This is a genomic window from Naumannella huperziae (genome assembly GCF_054073625.1).
On record NZ_JBSXPH010000001.1, the window covers coordinates 1,321,963 to 1,340,126 of the forward strand.

An 18,164-nucleotide genomic window follows, 5' to 3' on the forward strand; every position below is an offset into this window, starting at 1 on the left:
TCGTGCCACCACTACAATCGCCCGGTGCCGAAACACGAGGGGACGGGCGGTCCCGGCGACGAGCTCGAGGCGCTCGACATCGCCCAGGCCGGCCCGGAGGACGCGGCGGAGATGGTCGCGGTGATGCACGCGGCCTTCGCCGCGCGCGGGCCCGTCGACCCGCCGCCCGCGGCACTGGCGGAGACCCCGGCGACCATCGCCGAGGCGGTACGCCGCGGCGGCGGTGTGCTGGCCCGGATCGGCGCCGAGCCGGCCGGCGTCGTCGTGCTGGTGCCGGCCGGGGAGGGCGAGGTGACGCTGACGCGGGTGTCGGTGCATCCGCGGTTCCAGCACCACGGGATCGCCGCGCAGATGATCGCCGCCGCGCACGACGTGGCGGCGCGGGCGGGATTCGTCCGGGCGCGGCTGCTGGTCCGGCGGGAGTTCCCCGAGCTGGCCCGCTGGTGGGCCCGGCACGGCTACCGGATCGACGAGCAGACCGCCGAGGGCGGGATCTGGGTCCGCGACCTGCCGGTCGCGGTCGGCGTACCCACCGCCGAGGCGATGACCGAGCTGGGCCGCCGACTGGCGAGCCTGCTGCGCGGCGGCGATGTGCTGATCGCCACGGGTGATCTCGGCGCCGGCAAGACGACGCTGGTGCAGGGCATCGGCGCCGGGCTCGGGGTGGAGGAGGAGGTGATCTCGCCGACCTTCGTGTTGTCGCGGGTGCACCGCACGGGGCCGGGTACGCCGGACCTGGTGCACGTCGACGCCTATCGTCTCGGCTCGGCCGCCGAGGTGGACGATCTTGATCTCGATGCCTCGCTGGCCGGTTCGGTCACGGTGATCGAGTGGGGTCGCGGGGTCGCCGAGCAGCTTGCCGACGAGCGGTTGGAGCTGGATCTGCTGGTCGAGCCAGGCGGTGGGCGTACCGTCCTGATCGATCCGGTCGGCCGCCGCTGGGACCGCGCCGAGCTGCGCGAGCTGGCCCGGGCGTTGGCCCATGTCTGATCAGGCGCGGGGGCCCGTGCTGGGGATCGACACGTCCGCGGGGATCGCGGTCGGGGTGGCAGCCGGCGGGCGGGTGCTGGCCCGGCGCTGGTTGGGCGACTCCCGGCTGCACGTCGAGCGGGTCACGCCGCTGATCGCCGAGGCGTTGGCGGAGGCGGGCATCGCCGCGACCGGGCTCGGAATGATCATCGCCGGGATGGGGCCGGGCCCGTTCACCGGGCTGCGGGTCGGCATCGCGTCGGCGCAGACGCTCGGCACGGCGCTGGGCGTGCCGGTGCGCGGGGTGTGCAGCCTGGACGCGGTGGCCGCGGCGGTGGCCGAGCCGCCGGGTGAGTTCTGCGTGATCAGCGATGCGCGGCGGGGCGAGGTGTACTGGGCGCTCTATGGCGCGGACCGGGCGCGGATCGGCGAGCCGCGGGTCACCCCCGCCCAGCAGGTGCCCGATGTCGCGGTGACGGGACCGGGCGCGGCGTTGACGCCGGAGCTGGCCGGGCGCGCGCTTGCCGGCGGGCCGGAGCAGACCGACGGCGGCGTGCTGGCGCTCGTCGGTCCCGGACTGCCGGAGATCGGACCGGAGCCGCTGTACCTGCGGCACGCCGATGCGAATGTGCCGACCAGCCGCAAGTCGACCCTGGTCAACCGGTCCGGGCGCGTCCGCCTGCGGGGCAGACCATGATCGCCGCCCCGGTGATCAGGGAGGCGGCGGCAGCCGACCTGGATTCGATCATGGAGCTCGAGGTGGCGGGGTTCGTCGCCGGGGGCTGGTCCGCGGCGGGCTGGCAGGGCGAGCTTGCCGCGCCGGATCGCGTGGTGCTGGTGGCGGCCGACGGGTCGGGGCTGCTCGGGGTGATCACGGTCCGGCGCTCCGATGTCGCCGAGCTGAACCGGATCGTGGTCGCGCCGCGGGCGCGGCGGCGCGGGGTGGCGCGGGCGTTGCTCGCGGCCGTGGGGGATCGGTTGCCGGCGGGGGAGTGCTGGCTCGAGGTGGCCCAGGACAATGCGGCGGCGTTGGGGTTCTATCGGGCCGAGGGGTTTGTCGAGGTGGGGCGCCGTCCGCGCTACTACCCGGGCGGGGTGGCGGCCGTGATCATGAAGCGGGAGGTCGGGCGATGAGCGGGCCGCTGATCCTCGGGATCGAGACCTCGTGTGACGAGACGGGGGTCGGGATCGTCCGCGGGGGAGAGCTGCTGGCGCACGAGGTGGCATCTTCGGTGGACGAACATGTCCGGTTCGGCGGTGTGGTGCCGGAGATCGCGTCGCGGGCGCATCTGCTGGCGATGCAGCCGACGCTGCGCCGGGCGCTGGCGGCGGCCGATGTCGATCTTGGCGAGTTGGACGGGATTGCCGTCACAGCCGGACCGGGGCTGATGGGCGCGCTGGTGGTCGGTATCGGGGCGGCGAAGGCGTTGGCGTACGCGACGAACAAGCCGCTCTACGGGGTGAACCACCTGGCCGGCCATGTCGCGGTGGACATTCTTGATCATGGTCCGTTGCCGGAGAGGTCGTTGGCGCTGCTGGTTTCCGGCGGGCACACGTCGCTGCTGCGGGTGGACGACATCGCGAGGTCGATCACGCCGATCGGGGCCACAATCGATGATGCGGCGGGCGAGGCCTATGACAAGGTGGCGCGGGTGTTGGGGTTGGCGTACCCCGGCGGGCCGGTGATCGACAAGGCGGCGGCCGGGGGCGATCCGCGGGCGATCCGGTTCCCGCGCGGGCTGACGTCGCCGCGTGATCGTGAACGGCATCGCTTCGACTTCTCGTTCTCCGGATTGAAGACGGCGGTGGCGCGCTGGGTCGAGACCGCGGAGGTGGAAGGCCGGGAGGTTCCGGTGGCCGATGTGGCGGCGAGCTTCCAGGAGGCGGTCGCGGATGTGTTGACGGCCAAGGCGGTCGATGCCTGCCGGGCCGAGGGCGTGACGGATCTGGTGATCGGCGGTGGGGTGGCGGCGAACTCGCGGCTGCGTTCGCTGCTCGCCGAGCGTGCGGGCGCGGCCGGGATCGGGGTACGCCGCCCGCGCCCGGGCCTGTGCACCGACAACGGCGCCATGATCGCCGCGCTCGGGGCGGAGGTCGTCGAGGCCGGGCTGCCGCCCTCGGGTCTGGAGTTCGGCGCCGACTCGGGCCTGCCCGTCTCCCGCGTCCTGGTCTGATCTCCCCCTCGCCTCCGATTGTTTCCGCAGTTATGCCCGCTCTGCGGGCCGCAGAGCGGGCATAACTGCGGGAGGGATCTGGAGAGCGGGTGCGGCGATCGATTGCGCCGACCCCGGATCGCCCGGGAACTGGTGGGAGCGCGCTGCTGCCGGGCGATCACGGTGGCAAGTCGGACCTGAAGGGGTGACGGTCGGCTGGCTCACCGGCGGTTGCCGCGCCTGAGGTTCTTGAGCGTTGGGGCGACTGGGGAGCGCCACGATGTCGATGACGTGGGAGAGTTCTGGGTAGCGAGTGCCTCACGCTCGGCGAGGTGGGCGGTCGGCAATCTCATCGGGTAAGAGTGTGCGTTTTGTGGTCATCTCGGTCGCGGAGATGACGACAAATCGCACATGCTTGTGCGCGGCGGGCGCTGCTTGGGGGCCGGCTGTGGTTGGGGGTGGTCAGCGTGGGGCGGTGATGAGCGCCTGGAGTTCGCCGATGGGGATCTGGGTGCTGGCCTGGTTGCTGATGGTGATCACGCCGGATTGTCCGCCGGCGGTCCAGGCGACGTTCCAGGTGTAGATGGCGGTGACGGTGTAGCCGTCGGGTGGGGACATTTTCTGGTAGCGGTGCGAGCAGGGGCCGTCGCTGCCCGGTTCGTCGCGATGGTTGAACGGGCGTCCCTTCAGCGCGCAGCGCAGGGTGGTGCCGTCGCCCATCTTGACCGTGACGTTTGGTTTGGCGGCGTCGAGTGAGACGCTCAGGCCTTCGATGTTTTGGGAGTCGTTGACGGGGACGAGTGAATCCGGGTCGGCGTAGACCCAGACCGGGAATCCGAAGGCCAGCATCTTGTATTTGTTCTTGTTCCAGTCCGGGCTGAGCCCTGGCGGCTTGGCGGTCAGGCGGATCTTCGCGACCGCACGACGGGCGGCCTCCTCGGGCGCGATGGTCGGCGCGGGCGGCGCGCCGTCCCCTCCGCCTGGATAGTTCGGGCACAGCACGGACACGGTCGGGTCATCCAGGCACACCGACAGGTGAACCATCTCGCCGTTGCCGTTCGCGCTCGGTACGCCACCCGTCTGCTCGGCAACCTCGCGCTCCTCCTTGGAGAAGCCCGCCCAGGGATCAGGGGCCGGGCCGGTACCTCGATGCTCTCTCGGCTGGCGGTTGGTGTCAGTCTTGCGCACCCCCTCGGACTCGGCGTCGACATAGATGTCCGTCTCGCCATCGCGGGTGCTTGTGCGTTTCGGTTCCTCGGGCGGGGGAGGAGGGCTTGGCGTCGGGCTGGCATGCGCCGGCAGCGCGGCAGCCAGCATGACTAGCCCACTCGTCCAAACCGCGAGAGCTCGCATGGCACTCAGCATTCGGAAACACCCTTCCCGCGCTGCTCGGACACCTTCCAGCCGGCGGGCGTCTCTTCATCGAAGTAGAGCGTCACCCGGACCTCCTGCAGACGCTGAGGTGGCTCAGAGGTTCGGCCGCCCTCGATGATGCGTGCACCGCTGTTATCCCGACAGGCAACGATCTTGATCTGGTGGCCTCCGGGCGCGCCGGGCATCGGGACCGACGACGTGATGGCGATGTTTCTGATCGTCACCTGACCGGTGCCCTTGGCTTTGTCCTTGGCCAGGTCGATGTTGTCCTGATCAACGAGCTGCCGCTCCTCGCCCATGGTCGTGGCACGCACCGATGGCGGAGCTTCCTCGGCAGTTTGGTAGCCGCCCGACATCAAGGTCTCTTCCAGCATCTCCTCATACCGCTTGTACGCCTCGATGGCGGCGGCATTCTTTTCGGCGAAGGGGGTCTGGGAGGGAGAGGGTGAGGGGGTGGGGGTTGGCGCAGGCTCGGATGCGGCGGGCGTGCAGGCGGCCAGGACAGCAACGATGGGCGCGATCACGAGCGCGCCGAAGCGCCGGAGGTCGGCAGCGATCACTGGGGGGCTCCTCTCGCCGATTTCGAGGATCCTTCCAGCAGCCCCGGCGCCCTGTCGATAGCCCCTCACAGTTCTGTGGATATCCCCGTTTGCGCGGTGAAATCCTGTGCACAACTCGAACAACCTGTGGACACCGCAATACCCGCACGGCAGACTCCACGCAGGTCGTCCCCCCGGGCCGAAGGAGTCGCGATGCGCCGCAACGAGCGTGGGCTGAGCCATACGCTGGAGGCCGCGATCATTCTGCCGGCGATGATGATTCTGCTGATCGGAATCATCCAGCTCGGCATCTATTGGCATGCACGCAATTCGGCCGTCGCGGCCGCCCAGGTCACCGCCGAGCTCAACCGGCGGCACGGGGCCGGCGCCGCTGGCACGGAGGCCGGTTACCGGATCATCGAACGCGTGGGGATGCGTGCGCCCGCGATCACCGTCGATCGCGGCCCCGAGCGCGTCGTCGTCACCGTCACCGGATCAGCGCCGACTCTCATCGAGCTGCCCGGTGTCGGCGTGATCAAGGAGACCGCGACGATGCCGATCGAGCGGATCACCCGGCCATGAGGCGCGACGAGCGCGGCATGTCGTTGTCGATCGAGGCCGTGATCATCTTCCCGGCCATCCTCGCGTTGATCTTCCTGGTGATCGTCTCCGCGCGGTACGCGATGGCGCAGACGACCGTCGAGTCCGCCGCCGGCTCCTCGGCCCGCGCCGCATCCCTGGCCCGCTCTGCGCCCCAGGCCCGCTCCGATGCCGCCGCCGTCGCCACGGCCAACCTCGCCACCGCCGGCCTGCGCTGCGCCGAGACCTCCGTGACGACCGATGTCGCGGGATTCGCCGCCCGGGCGGGCACCCGCGCGGAGGTCAGCGTCACCGTCACCTGCACGCTGCAGTCCTCCGACATCGGCCTCCCGGTCGGCAATGTGACCGTCACCCGCACGGGTGTCGCGCCGATCGACCGCTACCGGGAGCGCCGATGAGACCAAGATCAAGATCGGTACGCCGATCCGAGCGCGGCCTCTCGCTCGCCGTTGTCGTGGCGATGTCGATGACCATGGTGGTCCTCATTCTCGGGCTGGTGGTCGACGGCGGCCGGCAACTCGCCGCCCAACAGGAGGCGGAGGCGATCGCCCAGCGTGCCGCGCGCTCGGGCGTGGATGCGTCCGCGGCCGGCGAGCTCCTCGGGCGAGTTGATCATGCCGCCGCGGATCGCGCGGCGAGCCGGGTACTGGCCGAGTCCGGCGTACCCGGTGCAACCCTCGCCGCCGCCGGCCGGCTGCGGGTCACGACCAGCGTCCAGAAGCCGACCGTCTTTCTCTCGGTGATCGGCATCGGCACGGTCACCGGCACCGGCGAGGCGGAGGCCCGACTGCTCCCGGCACGCCCCTGACCCATGCCCTTTCTTGACCGAATCCAGAGAGGGCTAGGCTGAGGGACAGATCCACAACGTCTGAGCTAGGCACGAAGGAGGAGTCGCATGACCGACGCGAAGTTCACGAGCGATCCGCCCGCCGACACGCTGGCCGGAGTCGATGCGTCCGGGTCGACCACCGCCACTGGGGCCCCGGCCGCGAGCGACCGGCACAGCCTGACGATCGGCCCGAACGGTCCGATCCTGCTGCACGATTTCCATGCCATCGAGCAGATGGCCCACTTCAACCGTGAGCGGGTCCCCGAGCGGAACGTCCACGCCAAGGGCGGCGGCGCGTTCGGTACGTTCGAGACGACCGAGGATGTCAGTCGCTACACCAAGGCGGGGCTGTTCCAGCCCGGGGCGAAGGTCGACATGCTGGCCCGGTTCTCGACCGTCGCCGGGGAGCAGGGCTCGCCCGACACGTGGCGCGATCCGCGCGGATTCGCCCTGAAGTTCTACACCGACGAGGGCAATTACGATCTTGTCGGCAACAACACCCCGATCTTCTTCATCCGCGACACGATCAAGTTCCCGCACTTCATCCGGTCCCAGAAGCGCCTGGGCGGATCCGGGCTCCGCGACAACCAGATGCAGTGGGACTTCTGGAGCCTGAACCCCGAGTCCGCGCACCAGGTCACCTATTTGATGGGCGATCGCGGCATCCCGCGCACCTGGCGACACATGAACGGCTACGGCTCCCACACCTACATGTGGATCAACGAAGCCGGCGAGAAGTTCTGGGTCAAGTACCACTTCCATTCCGATCAAGGTGTCGAGGGATTGACCGGCGAGGAAGCCACCCGCATCGCCGGCGAGGACGCCGACTTCCACCGGCGCGACCTGCACACCGCTATCGAGAACGGCGAGTTCCCGTCCTGGACCCTGTCGGTGCAGGTGATGCCGTATGAGGAGGCCCGCGGCTATCGCTACAACCCGTTCGACCTGACCAAGATCTGGCCGCACAGTGACTATCCGCTGATCAAGGTCGGCACGATGACCCTGAACAAGAACCCGGACAATTTCTTCGCCCAGATCGAGCAGGCCGCGTTCGAGCCCTCCTCGCTGGTGCCCGGAATCGGGTTCAGCCCGGACAAGATGCTGCTCGGCCGGGTGTTCGCCTATGCCGACACGCACCGCTACCGGATCGGCCCGAACTACCACCAGTTGCCGGTCAACCAGGCCCGCGTACCGCGCAATGTCTACAACTTCGACGGTCCGATGGCCTACGAGCATCAGGGCAATGCGCCGGTCTATGCGCCCAACTCCGAGGGTCGTCCGTTCGCCGACCTGACCGGACCCGCCGGCGACGGCTGGGAGGCCGACGGTGAGATGGTCCGCGAGGCCTACACCCTGCATGCCGACGACGACGACTGGAGCCAGGCCGGCACGCTGGTCCGCGAGGTCTGGGACGACGCCCAGCGCGAGGACTTCGTGAACACGGTCGCCGGACACCTGCTCGGCGGCGTGCACGGCGAGGTGCTGGAGCGCGCGTTCTGGTACTGGAAGAACGTCGATGCCGACACCGGAAAGCAGATCGAGGAGAAGGTACGCGCCGGCGTCGGCGGCGCGAACCCGGGCGGCGAGCCCGAGCTTGCCAAGGCCGACGCGGCCGATCCGATCGTGGAGTCGGCGACCCAGGCCGCCCAGTGATCACCGGCTGAGCACGGCAGCGTGCGCCCCGTCGCCTCGTTCACCGAGCGGGCGGCGGGGCGCCGCCGTTCCTGCGGCGGTACGCCGTGGACAGCCCCGCGACAAAGGTCACCAGCCCGATCAGAGCGACGGGCGTCAGCAGGATCGCGAAGAAGATCGAGAAGATCATCGCGTACCCGTGCGGGCCGTCGCGGCTGATCCAGGCGAACACCAACAGGCCGGCGATCAGGTGGGCCGAGACGGTGGCCATCACGGCACCGATGATCGCGGCGACACGGCCGCCGGGCGACAGGGGACCGGGAGGTCCGAACATGCCCACCAATCTAGGTCGGGGCGGGGTCTCGCGCGTCCTCGCCGTGATCCCTAGAGTTGTGCCGGACCCGGCGCCGCCGACCTCCCTCTCGACGAAAGTGATCCGATGAGCCTGACCGCCAACCTTCTCGCCGATGACCAGCGCCCCGCCGTGATCGCCGACCTGTCCGCCGTGGTGGATGCCGAGGTCCGCGAGAAGTCCGGCCTGTCCGGTGCCGCGATCAAGACCGGGTACGCCGCGGCACGCAAGCTCGCCCCGAACCTCACCGAGCGCGGCCTGAACCGGATGCTGCCCGACTTCGCGGCCGCGCTCGACCCCTTCTGGGCCGACTTCACCGCCTCGGGTCAGACCGATTTCGGCGCCTACCTGGTCGGACGCGGCGACGAGGCCACCGAGGCGCTGCTCGGCGTCGCCGACAAGCGGGTCCTCGGCTCGGACCGCGAGGGCATCAAGAAGGCCTACCGGGGCCTGCGCGGCAAGGCAGAGGAGCACGTCCGCACAGCGCTGCCTCGGGTCGGTGCCGCGATCCAGAACCGGGCCGGCTGAGCGGTCATCGCTCCCGGTCGGCCCAGGCCACCTCGGTGACATATGCACCGCGATGCGACCGGCGCCGACACCGGCAGCATCGGGCTCGGGCACCCGGTCAGCATCGCGCGGGGCGACGATTGTGCGGTGGCTCACCGCCGGTATCGGAACCTCCGCTCCGGCCGGCCCTGGCTGCCATAACGCAGGCTCACCTCGGCATGCCCGGCCTCGACCAGCCATTCCAGGTATCGCCGGGCGCTGACCCGCGAGATGCCGACCAACCCGCCCGCCTCGGTCGCCGACAGGCTGCCTGCGGCATGTTGCAGGGCGGCGATCACCGATTGCGCGGTTTCCGTGCTCAGACCCTTGGGCATCCGCTGGGCGACCTCGCCGGCGCCCCCTAGGGCTCGGTCGACATCGTCCTGACCGTTCACCTGTACGTCCTGGAGTCGCTGCCGGCGGCGAGCGTAGGTGCCGAGTCGTTCCATCAGCATCTGCTGGGCGAACGGCTTCAGCAGATAGTCGACGACACCCTGGCGGACCGTGGTGCGGATCGTATTCGCTTCCCGGGCGGCCGAGATGATCATCACGTCCGCGTCGGGGGCAGCGCTCCGCAGGTCCGGGAGGAGGTCCAGGCCGGAGCGGTCGGGCAGATAGATGTCGAGCAGGATCAGCTCCGGCTGGTGCTCGCCGGCCGACCGGATCGCCGCGGCGCCGTCGTTCGCGGTCGCCACCGTGCGGAAACCGGGCGTCTGGTCCACGAAGGCCTGGTGGATACGCGCCACCATGAAGTCGTCGTCGACGACGAGCACGCTGATCATGACGAACTCACCGCCAGCCGGGCCACGAAGCGGGCGTCGTGTCCGGAGCCGGCGATCTGCACCTCGCCGTCTCGTTGCCGGCACAGGCGTCGGGTCAGCGCCAGCCCGATCCCGCGGTCGCCGGCGTGCGCCGCCTTGGTCGAGAATCCGTTGCGGAACACCTCGGTCGCCAGGTCGGGACCGACTCCCGGGCCGCTGTCGGCGACCGTCACCTCGACCATCGCGTCGTTCTTGGTCACCTTCACCCTGACCCATGCCGGTTGGGACCCGTCGCTCGCCGCGTCGACGCCATTGTCGATGAGATTGCCCAGCACCGTGGCGAGGTCGGCCGCATCCTGGGGGGTGAGCGGCTCGAGTTCACTGCTCTCGTCGATCCGAAGCTCCACCCGATTTTCCGCCGCCGTGCTCACTTTGGCCAGCAGCAGGGCGGCGACGGTGGTATCGCGGATCCGTTCGGTCATCCGCAGGTCGAGGTCGGCACGCTGGTCACGCAACGTGTCGATGTAGCGGACCACTTGATCGAACTCGTTCAGCTGCACCAGACCACCGATGATGTGCAGCCGGTTGTCGAACTCGTGGGCCTGGGCGCGTAGCAGGTCGGTGGTACTGCGGAAGGCGCCGACCTTGCGCTCGAGGTCCACCAGCTCGGTCCGGTCGCGCAGCGTGGTCACCGAACCCAACTCGCGGCCGTCCTTGCTGACCGCCATACGGTTCATGATCAACACCCGGCCCCGGCGCAGCACGATCTCGTCGAGCGCGTTGCCCGGGCCGGTCAGCACACCCGCCAGCCGCTCGCTGACGTCGAGCGACTCGACCGGGGTGCCCACTGCGGCGCCCGGCAGCTCGAGCAGCTCGCGCCCGATGTCGTTGATCATCGTGATCCGGTGCTGGGTGTCCAGGGCGATCACCCCCTCGGCGATTCCGCGCAGGATTGCCTCCCGGTAGTCGGCCAGAGCGGCGATCTCGCGCGGCTCGAGTCCCAGGGTCTGGCGCTTGATCCGCCGGGCGACCAGCCACGCGCCGCCGCCGCTGAGCACGCAGGCCAGTGCGGTGTAGGCCAACAGATAGCCCGACGCATCGGCGAGCAGTTCCGTTGCGGCCGGGACCCGGGTGAGCACGGCGACCGCGCCGACGACCGTGCCCAGGCGATCGGAGTCGTCGCTGTATACCGGCACCTGCGCCGTCATCCGGGCCGACCCGGCCAGATCCACCAGGCCGGACCAACTTGCGCCGTCGCGGAGCACCCGGGGTTGGATGCCGTGCCCCGCGCTCTGCAGCCCCACCGTGGACGCGAGTACGTTGCCTTCGGCGTCGGTGATCATCACCATCGACTTGCCCTGGGTGCTGATGGCGGCCGCGACCGTGGCAAGGTCGGTGATGTCGGCGCCGAAGCCGAGATCGCTGAACTGTTCGAGCCGGGTCCGGACCAACGGGTTGTTGGCGGCCAGCTCGGCGACACCGAGGGTACGCCGGCTCTCCGATCGTTGGAACTGCGCACTGGCCTGAGCCAGAGCCACGCCACCCACGGCCAGGAGCACAAGCGCAATGATCGCCAACTGCATCAGCAGCAGTTGTCCGGACAGCGTCGATGGCCGGGCACGAGCGAGCAATCTGTTTTTGACCACTATGAACTCAACCTTCGTTGCTGCCGAAACCGCGACCGTTGCGATCCGGGTTGACAGGATAGCCCTGACTTACCGCAGAGAAGCGAAATGAGGCTCAATGATGAGATCACGTGTGCTGATTGCTATGGCCGTCGGTACTGCACTCGCAATTGCGTTGGTAGGATGTGGCGCGACCGCACCCGAGGGGGACGAGGCACAAGCCACGATCTCCGGCGCGCAGTACATGGTCCCCAACGCGCCGGGCAGTGGCTACGACACCACCGCCCGCGCCGTGGCGACGATCATGGAAGGCGAGGGCATCGCCTCGGGCCTGCAGATCTCGAATGTCGAGGGGGCCGGCGGTACGGTGGGCCTGCAGCGGGTGATCAACGAGCGTGGCAATGGTGATCTCATCATGCAGATGGGGCTGGGCGTGGTAGGCGCGTCCTACACCTCCGACACCCAGGCACGGCTGGCGGACACCACCCCGATCGCCCGGCTGATCGGCGAGTCTGGCGCGATCGTGGTGCCTGCGGATTCTGATTACCAGACGATTGATGACCTGGTAGCCGCCTGGCGCGCGGACCCACGTGGCGTCTCGGTCGGCGGCGGTTCCAATCCCGGCGGACCGGACCACTTGATGCCGATGCGATTGGCTGCGGCAGTCGGCATCGACCCCACCGAGGTCAGCTTTGTGTCCTACGATGGCGGTGGCGAGTTGTTGCCCGCCGTGCTGGGTGGTCAGGTGGCCTTCGGCGCCAGCGGATTCAGCGAGTTTGCCGACCAGATCCAGGCGGGCGAACTGCGTTTGCTCGCCGTCACGTCGGCCGAGCGGGTTGACCTGTTCCCGGATGTCCCCACGCTGATCGAATCCGGTATCAACCTGGAATTCACCAATTGGCGCGGGGTCGTCGCACCGCCGGGTATCACTCCCGATGAACGTGCTGCCTGGATCGACGCCTTCACCCGAATGAATGATTCCGAGGCTTGGCAGAATGAATTGGCGACCCGAGGCTGGACAAATTCGTTCCTGGCGGGAGACGAGTTCGCTGCCTACCTCACCGAGCAGGACAAGATGGTGGCCGACACCTTGACCGAACTCGGGCTGCAGTGACGGTCGACAGGATCGGCACCGTCCGCGACCCGGCACAATTCGTCATCGTCGTTGGCCTGGCGGCGCTCGGCGTGCTGGTGATCGTGGACGCGCTGGGACTGAATCGGGTGGTCGCGGGAAACGATCCCCTGGGCCCCCGACCGGTGCCGATCCTGCTCGGTGCCGGGGCCATCGTCGTCGCCGTGTGGTACGCGATCGACGTGTTGCGGGGCGGGGTCGGTGAGCGGGACGCTAGTGAGGATGTCGCCGAAAACAGCCGCACCGACTGGCGAACGGTGCTTGTTCTGGCTGTGGCCTTCATCGCCAACGCCGTACTGATCGAACCGCTCGGCTGGGTGATCAGTTCGACGATCCTCTTCTGGTTGGCGTCATTCGCACTCGGCAATCGACACCACATCCGTTCGCTACTCATCGGCCTGGTGCTGGCGTTGGGCACATTCTACGGTTTCGCGATCGGACTCGGTGTGAATCTTCCGGCGGGCATACTTCGGGGGATCTTGTGATCGATACGTTCAACAATCTGCTGCTCGGGTTCGGCAACGTCCTGACGCCGGTCAATCTGCTGCTTGCCCTGCTCGGCGTGACGATCGGAACCTTGGTCGGCGTGCTGCCCGGTATCGGGCCGGCCATGACCGTCGCGCTCCTGCTGCCCGTGACCCAAGGGCTGGAGCCGACCCAGTCGATGATCCTGTTCGCCGGCATTCTCTACGGCGGCATGTTCGGCGGCAGCACTACTTCCATCCTGCTGAACACACCGGGCGAATCTGCGTCGGTGATCACGGCGTTGGAGGGCAACAAGATGGCCCGTAAGGGGCGAGGTGCGCAGGCGCTCGCCACCGCAGCCATCGGCTCCTTCGTGGCCGGCACCCTCGCGACGCTCGCCGCCGCCTTCTTCATGCCGGTGGTGGTCAAGTTCGCCCTGATGCTCGGTGACGCTGACTACTTCGCGATCATGATGCTCGCGTTGATCACCGTGACCACCGTTTTCGGGGCCTCGCGGGTCCGCGGCTTCGCAGCGTTGTTGATCGGCCTGATCATCGGTGTGGTCGGGGCCGACTCGGTCACCGGCCAAGCACGTTTGTCGTTCGGAATTCCGCAACTCGTCGACGGCATCGACATCGTCGTTGTCGCCGTCGGCATCTTCGCGATCGGTGAAGCGCTGTGGGTTTCTGGGCACCTGCGACGCAAGGCCGGCACCGTAATCCCTGTAGGGCGGCCATGGATGTCGCGCGACGATTGGAAACGATCCTGGAAGCCGTGGCTCCGGGGAGCCGTCATCGGGTTCCCCTTCGGCGCGGTCCCGGCGGGCGGCTCAGAACTGCCCACGTTCTTGTCGTACATGACCGAGCGCAAGCTGTCGAGGCACCCGGAAGAGTTCGGGCACGGAGCGATCGAGGGGGTTGCCGGACCGGAGGCCACCAACAATGCCTCCGCTGCCGGCGTCATCGTGCCCATGCTCGCACTGGGGCTGCCGACGAATGCGACCGCAGCGATCATCCTGGCCGCCCTACAGTCCTACGGGATCCAGTCCGGGCCGCTGCTGCTGGGGCGGGAGAGCTTGCTGGTCTGGACGCTGATCGCCTCCCTGATCGTCGGCAACTTCATGCTGTTGGTACTGAATCTGCCGCTGGCCCCAGTCTGGGCGAAGGTACTGCAGATCCCGCGGCCCTATCTCTACGCGGGCATCCTGTTCTTTGCCGCGATGGGCGCCTACGCGGTGAATGCGGACCCGTTCGACCTGTTCTTGTTGCTCGGACTCGGGGTCGTCGGCTTCGCCATGCGGCGGTTCGGTCTGCCGATCCTGCCGCTGATCATCGGCGTGATTCTTGGGCCGATGGCAGAACGGATGATGCGCCGGTCCATCCAGGTTTCGGGCGGCGAGTTCACGGGCTTGCTCGGCGGGCCGGTCGCGTGGCTGTGTTACTCACTCATCGCGTTCGTGCTCGTCTTCCCGTTGATTGCGAGGCTTGTCCGGCGTACCCGCACTCCGGAAGGGGCGGGCGTGTGAGCGTAGTCGTGGGATACGTTCCGACCGAGCTGGGCAACGTCACCCTGGTCGAAGCGATGCGGGAGGCGAGCTGGCGGTCGACCGCGCTCGTGGCGGTCAACTTCGCGCGCGACGATGTGCTCGCCGATCCGCATCTGATCAATACCGGTCAGGAGGCGGCGCTGCGCGCGCGGCTGGACGCAGCCGATGCCCGGCACGAGCTGTTGCTGCCGCGCCACGGCAGCGACGCGGCCACCGTACTGATCGACATCGCCGAGCGGCGGCAGGCAGAGCTTGTCGTGATCGGGCTGCGCCATCGCAGCGCGGTCGGCAAGCTACTGATGGGATCGACGGCCCAGCGGGTGCTGCTCGGTGCGCCGTGCCCGGTGCTCGGAGTGCGTGCTTCGCACGACTGAGTGCCTGCGGGCCTAGCATGAGCGGCATGGACCCGGAGACCGCGCGGGCGCTGGTCGGTACGCCCGGAGCCCGCGCGCTGCGGCTCGGCGCGGCCCTGGGCGATCCGGACTCGCTGCACGCGGCCAGTCGGCTGCGCGCGGAGGTCGGGCCCGCGCTGGCCGCCGCCGCGCTGGATCAACTGTCGCTGCGGCGACGCGCAGCCGCGAAGTTCGGCGCCGACGCCGAGCGGTGGTTCTTCACCGCGGCGGGGCTGGAACAGGCCAGCCGGCCCGCCGTGTCGGCATGGCGGGCCCGGCGGCTGGCCGGGCACGCCGACGCCCTGCACGACCTCGGCAGCGGCATCGGCGCCGACTCGGCCGCGGCCGGCCGCCTTGGCCTGCGGCTCGCGCCGGTCGAGGCCGACGAGGTGACGGCGATCCTGGCCGAGGCCAATCTCGGCGTACCGGTGATCGCAGGCGACGCGACCCGGGTGCCGCTCGACGCCGATGCCGCGGTCTTCGTCGACCCGGCGCGCCGGACCGCACGCGGGCGGAGCTGGCGGCTGGCCGACCTGTCCCCGCCCTGGGACTTCGCCCGCGGGTTGCTTGCGCGTGCCGCGCCCACCTGCCTCAAGGTCGGCCCGGGCTTCCCGCACCGCGAGGTACCGGACACCGCCGAGGCGGTCTGGGTCGGTCATGGCGGCGATGCCGTCGAGCTCGCGCTGTGGTCGGGCCCGGGCGCGGAGCCAGGGCGCCGGTCGGTCGTGCTGCTCGGGGACGCACCGGCCGAGCTCACGCTCGGCACGGGTACGCCCGCCTCGACCGGCCCGGTCGCGGCGTACCTCTTCGAGCCGCATCCCGCGGCGATCGCCGCCGGCGCGGTCGACGACCTGGCCCACGCCCACGGGCTGCATCGCCTGGCCGGGCCGATCGCCTATCTCGCCGGGGACGAACCTGTCGACAGCCCGTGGCTGACCCGCTTCGCCGTGCGCGAGTCGATGCCGTGGAAGGAGAAGACCGTCCGCAGTTGGGTCCGGGAGCGCGGCGTCGGCAGCCTCGAGATCAAGAAACGCGGTATCGATGTCGATCCCGCACAACTGCGTCGCCGGCTGCGGCCGAGCGGTGACGCGGCGGCGACCCTGGTGCTGACGCCGACCGTCGACGGATCGCGGGCGCTGGTGGTCGAACGCGCGCCATCGGGTTGGCACTCGGCTTGACCGAGTGCTAACGAGGGCATAGATTCGGTGTTGGCACTCTCAGCGCGAGTGTGCCAGCCACAACTTGGGGTGGCACCCGCGACGACATCCCGAGTTCAAGGCCAGGCATGTACACATACAGAACCCGTGAAGGGGCAGAACCCGTGAAAGGGGTTAGTCGTGGCAACGATCAAGCCGCTTGAGGACCGCGTGCTCGTGGAGCCGCTGGAGGCCGAGCAGACCACCGCGTCGGGTCTGGTGATTCCGGACACCGCCAAGGAGAAGCCGCAGGAGGGCAAGGTCCTCGCCGTGGGTCCGGGCCGGATCGACGACAAGGGCAACCGCGTACCGTTCGACGTCGCCGAGGGCGATGTCGTGATCTTCAGCAAGTACGGCGGCACCGAGGTCAAGTACGACAACAAGGACCTGCTGCTGCTCAACGCCCGCGACATCCTCGCGGTCGTCAACAAGTAAGGGGATCGAGCACCGATGGCAAAGACCCTGCAGTTCGACGAGGAGGCGCGGCGCTCGCTGGAGCGCGGCGTGGACGTCCTCGCCAACACCGTCAAGGTGACGCTGGGACCGAAGGGGCGCTATGTCGTCCTCGACAAGAAGTGGGGCGCGCCCACCATCACCAACGATGGTGTGACCGTGGCCCGCGATGTCGAGCTCGACAACCCCTACGAGAACATGGGCGCCCAGCTCGCCAAGGAGGTCGCCACCAAGACCAACGACATCGCCGGTGACGGCACCACCACGGCCACCGTGCTCGCCCAGGCGCTGGTCCACGAGGGCCTGCGGGCCGTCGCCTCGGGTTCCAACCCGGTCGGCCTGAAGCGCGGCATGGACGCCGCCGCCGCCAAGGTCGCCGAGGAGCTGAAGAAGAACTCCCGCGAGGTCCAGACCACGCAGGACATGGCCCACGTCGCCACCATCTCCGCCCGGGACGAGCAGATCGGCAAGCTGATCGCCGATGCGTTCGACAAGGTCGGCAAGGACGGCGTGATCACCGTCGACGAGTCGCAGACCTTCGGCACCGAGCTTGAGTTCACCGAGGGCATGCAGTTCGACAAGGGCTATCTCTCGCCCTACTTCGTCACCGACACCGAGCGGATGGAGGCGGTGATGGATGACCCGTACATCCTGATCAGCTCCTCCAAGATCAGCTCGATGAACGAGCTGCTCCCGGTGCTGGAGAAGGTCATCGCCGCCAACGGCACGTTGTTGATCATCGCCGAGGACGTCGACGGCGAGGCGCTGTCCACCCTCGTGGTGAACAAGATCAAGGGCACCTTCAACTCCTGCGCGGTGAAGGCCCCGGCCTTCGGTGACCGGCGCAAGGCAATGCTGGACGACATCGCCACCCTGACCGGCGGCACCGTCGTCTCGCCGGATCTCGGTATGAAGCTCGACCAGGTCAGCCTGGACGACCTCGGCCGGGCCCGCCGGGTCGTGGTGACCAAGGACGAGACCACCATCATCGACGGCGCCGGCGATGCCGCGGCCGTCGAGGGTCGGGTCGCGCAGCTCCGCAAGGAGGTGGAGAACACCGACTCCGACTGGGACCGCGAGAAGCTGTCCGAGCGGATCGCGAAGCTCGCCGGTGGCGTCTGCGTGATCAAGGTCGGCGCCGCCACCGAGGTGGAGCTGAAGGAGAAGAAGCACCGGATCGAGGACGCGGTCTCCGCGACCCGGGCGGCGATCGAGGAGGGCATCGTCGCCGGCGGCGGCGCGGCCCTGATTCACGCCGCCAAGGTGCTCGACCCGGGCAAGGCGACCGGTGACGAGGCGGTGGGCGAGCAGATCGTCAAGCGCGCCGTCGTCGAGCCGCTGCGCTGGATCGCCGAGAACGGCGGCGAGCAGGGCTATGTCGTGGTGTCCAAGGTTGCCGAGATGGGCCCCGGCGAGGGTTACAACGCGGCCACCGAGGAGTACGGCGACCTGATCGCGGCCGGCGTCATCGACCCGGTCAAGGTGACCCGCTCCGCGCTCGCCAATGCGGTCTCGATCGCCTCCCTGCTGCTCACCACCGAGACGCTGGTGGTCGAGAAGCCCGAGGAGGAGGACGAGCCCGCCGGGCACGCCCACTGAG

General features: G+C 69.1%; 21 protein-coding genes. 16 read left to right on the plus strand and 5 right to left on the minus strand.

The genetic code is table 11. From position 1 onward, the window contains the following. The first annotated feature begins 24 nt into the window (after window positions 1-24). Genes tsaE through tsaD form a run of 4 tightly spaced genes read left to right on the plus strand, consistent with a single transcriptional unit; the run spans window position 25 to window position 3,143 of the window. Complete coding sequence (tsaE, locus tag ACXDC7_RS06305; RefSeq protein ID WP_459221555.1) at window positions 25-990, plus strand: tRNA (adenosine(37)-N6)-threonylcarbamoyltransferase complex ATPase subunit type 1 TsaE; 966 nt, start codon at window positions 25-27, stop codon at window positions 988-990. Further along, the gene (tsaB, locus tag ACXDC7_RS06310) at window positions 983-1,666 is read left to right on the plus strand and encodes a tRNA (adenosine(37)-N6)-threonylcarbamoyltransferase complex dimerization subunit type 1 TsaB (protein WP_459221556.1); all 684 of its coding nucleotides are present in this window, start codon (window positions 983-985) and stop codon (window positions 1,664-1,666) included. The genes tsaE and tsaB overlap by 8 nt, the downstream gene beginning before the upstream one ends. Beyond that, window positions 1,663-2,103, plus strand: coding sequence for a GNAT family N-acetyltransferase (locus ACXDC7_RS06315; protein WP_459221557.1), 441 nt, complete (start codon window positions 1,663-1,665; stop codon window positions 2,101-2,103). Before tsaB ends, ACXDC7_RS06315 begins: the two co-directional genes overlap by 4 nt. Further along, window positions 2,100-3,143, plus strand: a complete 1,044-nt coding sequence (gene tsaD, locus ACXDC7_RS06320; protein ID WP_459221558.1) for a tRNA (adenosine(37)-N6)-threonylcarbamoyltransferase complex transferase subunit TsaD — start codon at window positions 2,100-2,102, stop codon at window positions 3,141-3,143. The genes ACXDC7_RS06315 and tsaD overlap by 4 nt, the downstream gene beginning before the upstream one ends. A 441-nt stretch (window positions 3,144-3,584) precedes the next feature. On the opposite strand, the gene ACXDC7_RS06325 is transcribed toward tsaD, so the two are convergent. Together ACXDC7_RS06325 and ACXDC7_RS06330 are read right to left on the minus strand one after the other, a co-directional pair. Further along, on the minus strand, window positions 3,585-4,439 hold the full coding sequence (locus ACXDC7_RS06325) for a hypothetical protein (RefSeq protein WP_459221559.1): 855 nt from the start codon (window positions 4,437-4,439) through the stop codon (window positions 3,585-3,587). A gap of 41 nt (window positions 4,440-4,480) precedes the next feature. Next, window positions 4,481-5,056: a hypothetical protein gene (locus ACXDC7_RS06330; RefSeq protein ID WP_459221560.1), complete on the minus strand. Its 576-nt coding sequence runs from the start codon at window positions 5,054-5,056 to the stop codon at window positions 4,481-4,483. Between the two features lie 75 nt (window positions 5,057-5,131). On the opposite strand from ACXDC7_RS06330, the gene ACXDC7_RS06335 reads away from it, so the two are divergent. From ACXDC7_RS06335 to ACXDC7_RS06350, 4 genes are all read left to right on the plus strand, one after another. Next, a complete protein-coding gene (locus ACXDC7_RS06335; RefSeq protein ID WP_459221561.1) occupies window positions 5,132-5,617 on the plus strand; it encodes a TadE family protein in 486 nt (161 codons plus the stop codon). After that, complete coding sequence (locus tag ACXDC7_RS06340; protein WP_179444313.1) at window positions 5,614-6,033, plus strand: TadE/TadG family type IV pilus assembly protein; 420 nt, start codon at window positions 5,614-5,616, stop codon at window positions 6,031-6,033. The genes ACXDC7_RS06335 and ACXDC7_RS06340 overlap by 4 nt, the downstream gene beginning before the upstream one ends. Before the next feature lie 68 nt (window positions 6,034-6,101). Beyond that, on the plus strand, window positions 6,102-6,443 hold the full coding sequence (locus ACXDC7_RS06345) for a pilus assembly protein TadE (protein WP_179444312.1): 342 nt from the start codon (window positions 6,102-6,104) through the stop codon (window positions 6,441-6,443). 87 nt (window positions 6,444-6,530) lie between these two features. Then, entirely contained in the window at window positions 6,531-8,117 is a 1,587-nt protein-coding gene (locus ACXDC7_RS06350) for a catalase (RefSeq protein WP_179444311.1), read from the plus strand. Window positions 8,118-8,157: 40 nt separating this feature from the next. Here the strand turns inward: ACXDC7_RS06350 and ACXDC7_RS06355 are convergent, their stop codons facing one another. Further along, a complete protein-coding gene (locus ACXDC7_RS06355; RefSeq protein WP_179444310.1) occupies window positions 8,158-8,430 on the minus strand; it encodes a hypothetical protein in 273 nt (90 codons plus the stop codon). Between the two features lie 105 nt (window positions 8,431-8,535). Here ACXDC7_RS06355 and ACXDC7_RS06360 point away from each other — a divergent pair, with 105 nt between their 5' ends. Further along, a complete protein-coding gene (locus ACXDC7_RS06360; protein WP_459221562.1) occupies window positions 8,536-8,976 on the plus strand; it encodes a DUF6918 family protein in 441 nt (146 codons plus the stop codon). A gap of 131 nt (window positions 8,977-9,107) precedes the next feature. On the opposite strand, the gene ACXDC7_RS06365 is transcribed toward ACXDC7_RS06360, so the two are convergent. Both ACXDC7_RS06365 and ACXDC7_RS06370 read right to left on the minus strand, forming a co-directional pair. Continuing rightward, window positions 9,108-9,776 (minus strand): response regulator, encoded by a 669-nt coding sequence (locus ACXDC7_RS06365; RefSeq protein ID WP_459221563.1) that lies wholly within the window; start codon window positions 9,774-9,776, stop codon window positions 9,108-9,110. Next, window positions 9,773-11,386, minus strand: a complete 1,614-nt coding sequence (locus ACXDC7_RS06370; RefSeq protein ID WP_459221564.1) for an ATP-binding protein — start codon at window positions 11,384-11,386, stop codon at window positions 9,773-9,775. The genes ACXDC7_RS06365 and ACXDC7_RS06370 overlap by 4 nt, the downstream gene beginning before the upstream one ends. A gap of 127 nt (window positions 11,387-11,513) precedes the next feature. Here ACXDC7_RS06370 and ACXDC7_RS06375 point away from each other — a divergent pair, with 127 nt between their 5' ends. From ACXDC7_RS06375 to groL, 7 genes are all read left to right on the plus strand, one after another. Further along, entirely contained in the window at window positions 11,514-12,494 is a 981-nt protein-coding gene (locus ACXDC7_RS06375) for a Bug family tripartite tricarboxylate transporter substrate binding protein (RefSeq protein ID WP_459221565.1), read from the plus strand. Next, window positions 12,491-12,997: a tripartite tricarboxylate transporter TctB family protein gene (locus ACXDC7_RS06380; protein ID WP_459221566.1), complete on the plus strand. Its 507-nt coding sequence runs from the start codon at window positions 12,491-12,493 to the stop codon at window positions 12,995-12,997. Before ACXDC7_RS06375 ends, ACXDC7_RS06380 begins: the two co-directional genes overlap by 4 nt. Then, complete coding sequence (locus tag ACXDC7_RS06385; protein ID WP_459221567.1) at window positions 12,994-14,502, plus strand: tripartite tricarboxylate transporter permease; 1,509 nt, start codon at window positions 12,994-12,996, stop codon at window positions 14,500-14,502. The genes ACXDC7_RS06380 and ACXDC7_RS06385 overlap by 4 nt, the downstream gene beginning before the upstream one ends. A gap of 8 nt (window positions 14,503-14,510) precedes the next feature. Continuing rightward, a complete protein-coding gene (locus tag ACXDC7_RS06390) occupies window positions 14,511-14,897 on the plus strand; it encodes a universal stress protein (protein ID WP_459221568.1) in 387 nt (128 codons plus the stop codon). 26 nt (window positions 14,898-14,923) lie between these two features. Then, entirely contained in the window at window positions 14,924-16,093 is a 1,170-nt protein-coding gene (locus ACXDC7_RS06395; protein ID WP_459221569.1) for a THUMP-like domain-containing protein, read from the plus strand. A gap of 159 nt (window positions 16,094-16,252) precedes the next feature. After that, a complete protein-coding gene (groES, locus tag ACXDC7_RS06400; protein WP_179444306.1) occupies window positions 16,253-16,546 on the plus strand; it encodes a co-chaperone GroES in 294 nt (97 codons plus the stop codon). Between the two features lie 15 nt (window positions 16,547-16,561). Next, complete coding sequence (gene groL, locus ACXDC7_RS06405; protein WP_459221570.1) at window positions 16,562-18,163, plus strand: chaperonin GroEL; 1,602 nt, start codon at window positions 16,562-16,564, stop codon at window positions 18,161-18,163. Window position 18,164: the final 1 nt, after the last annotated feature.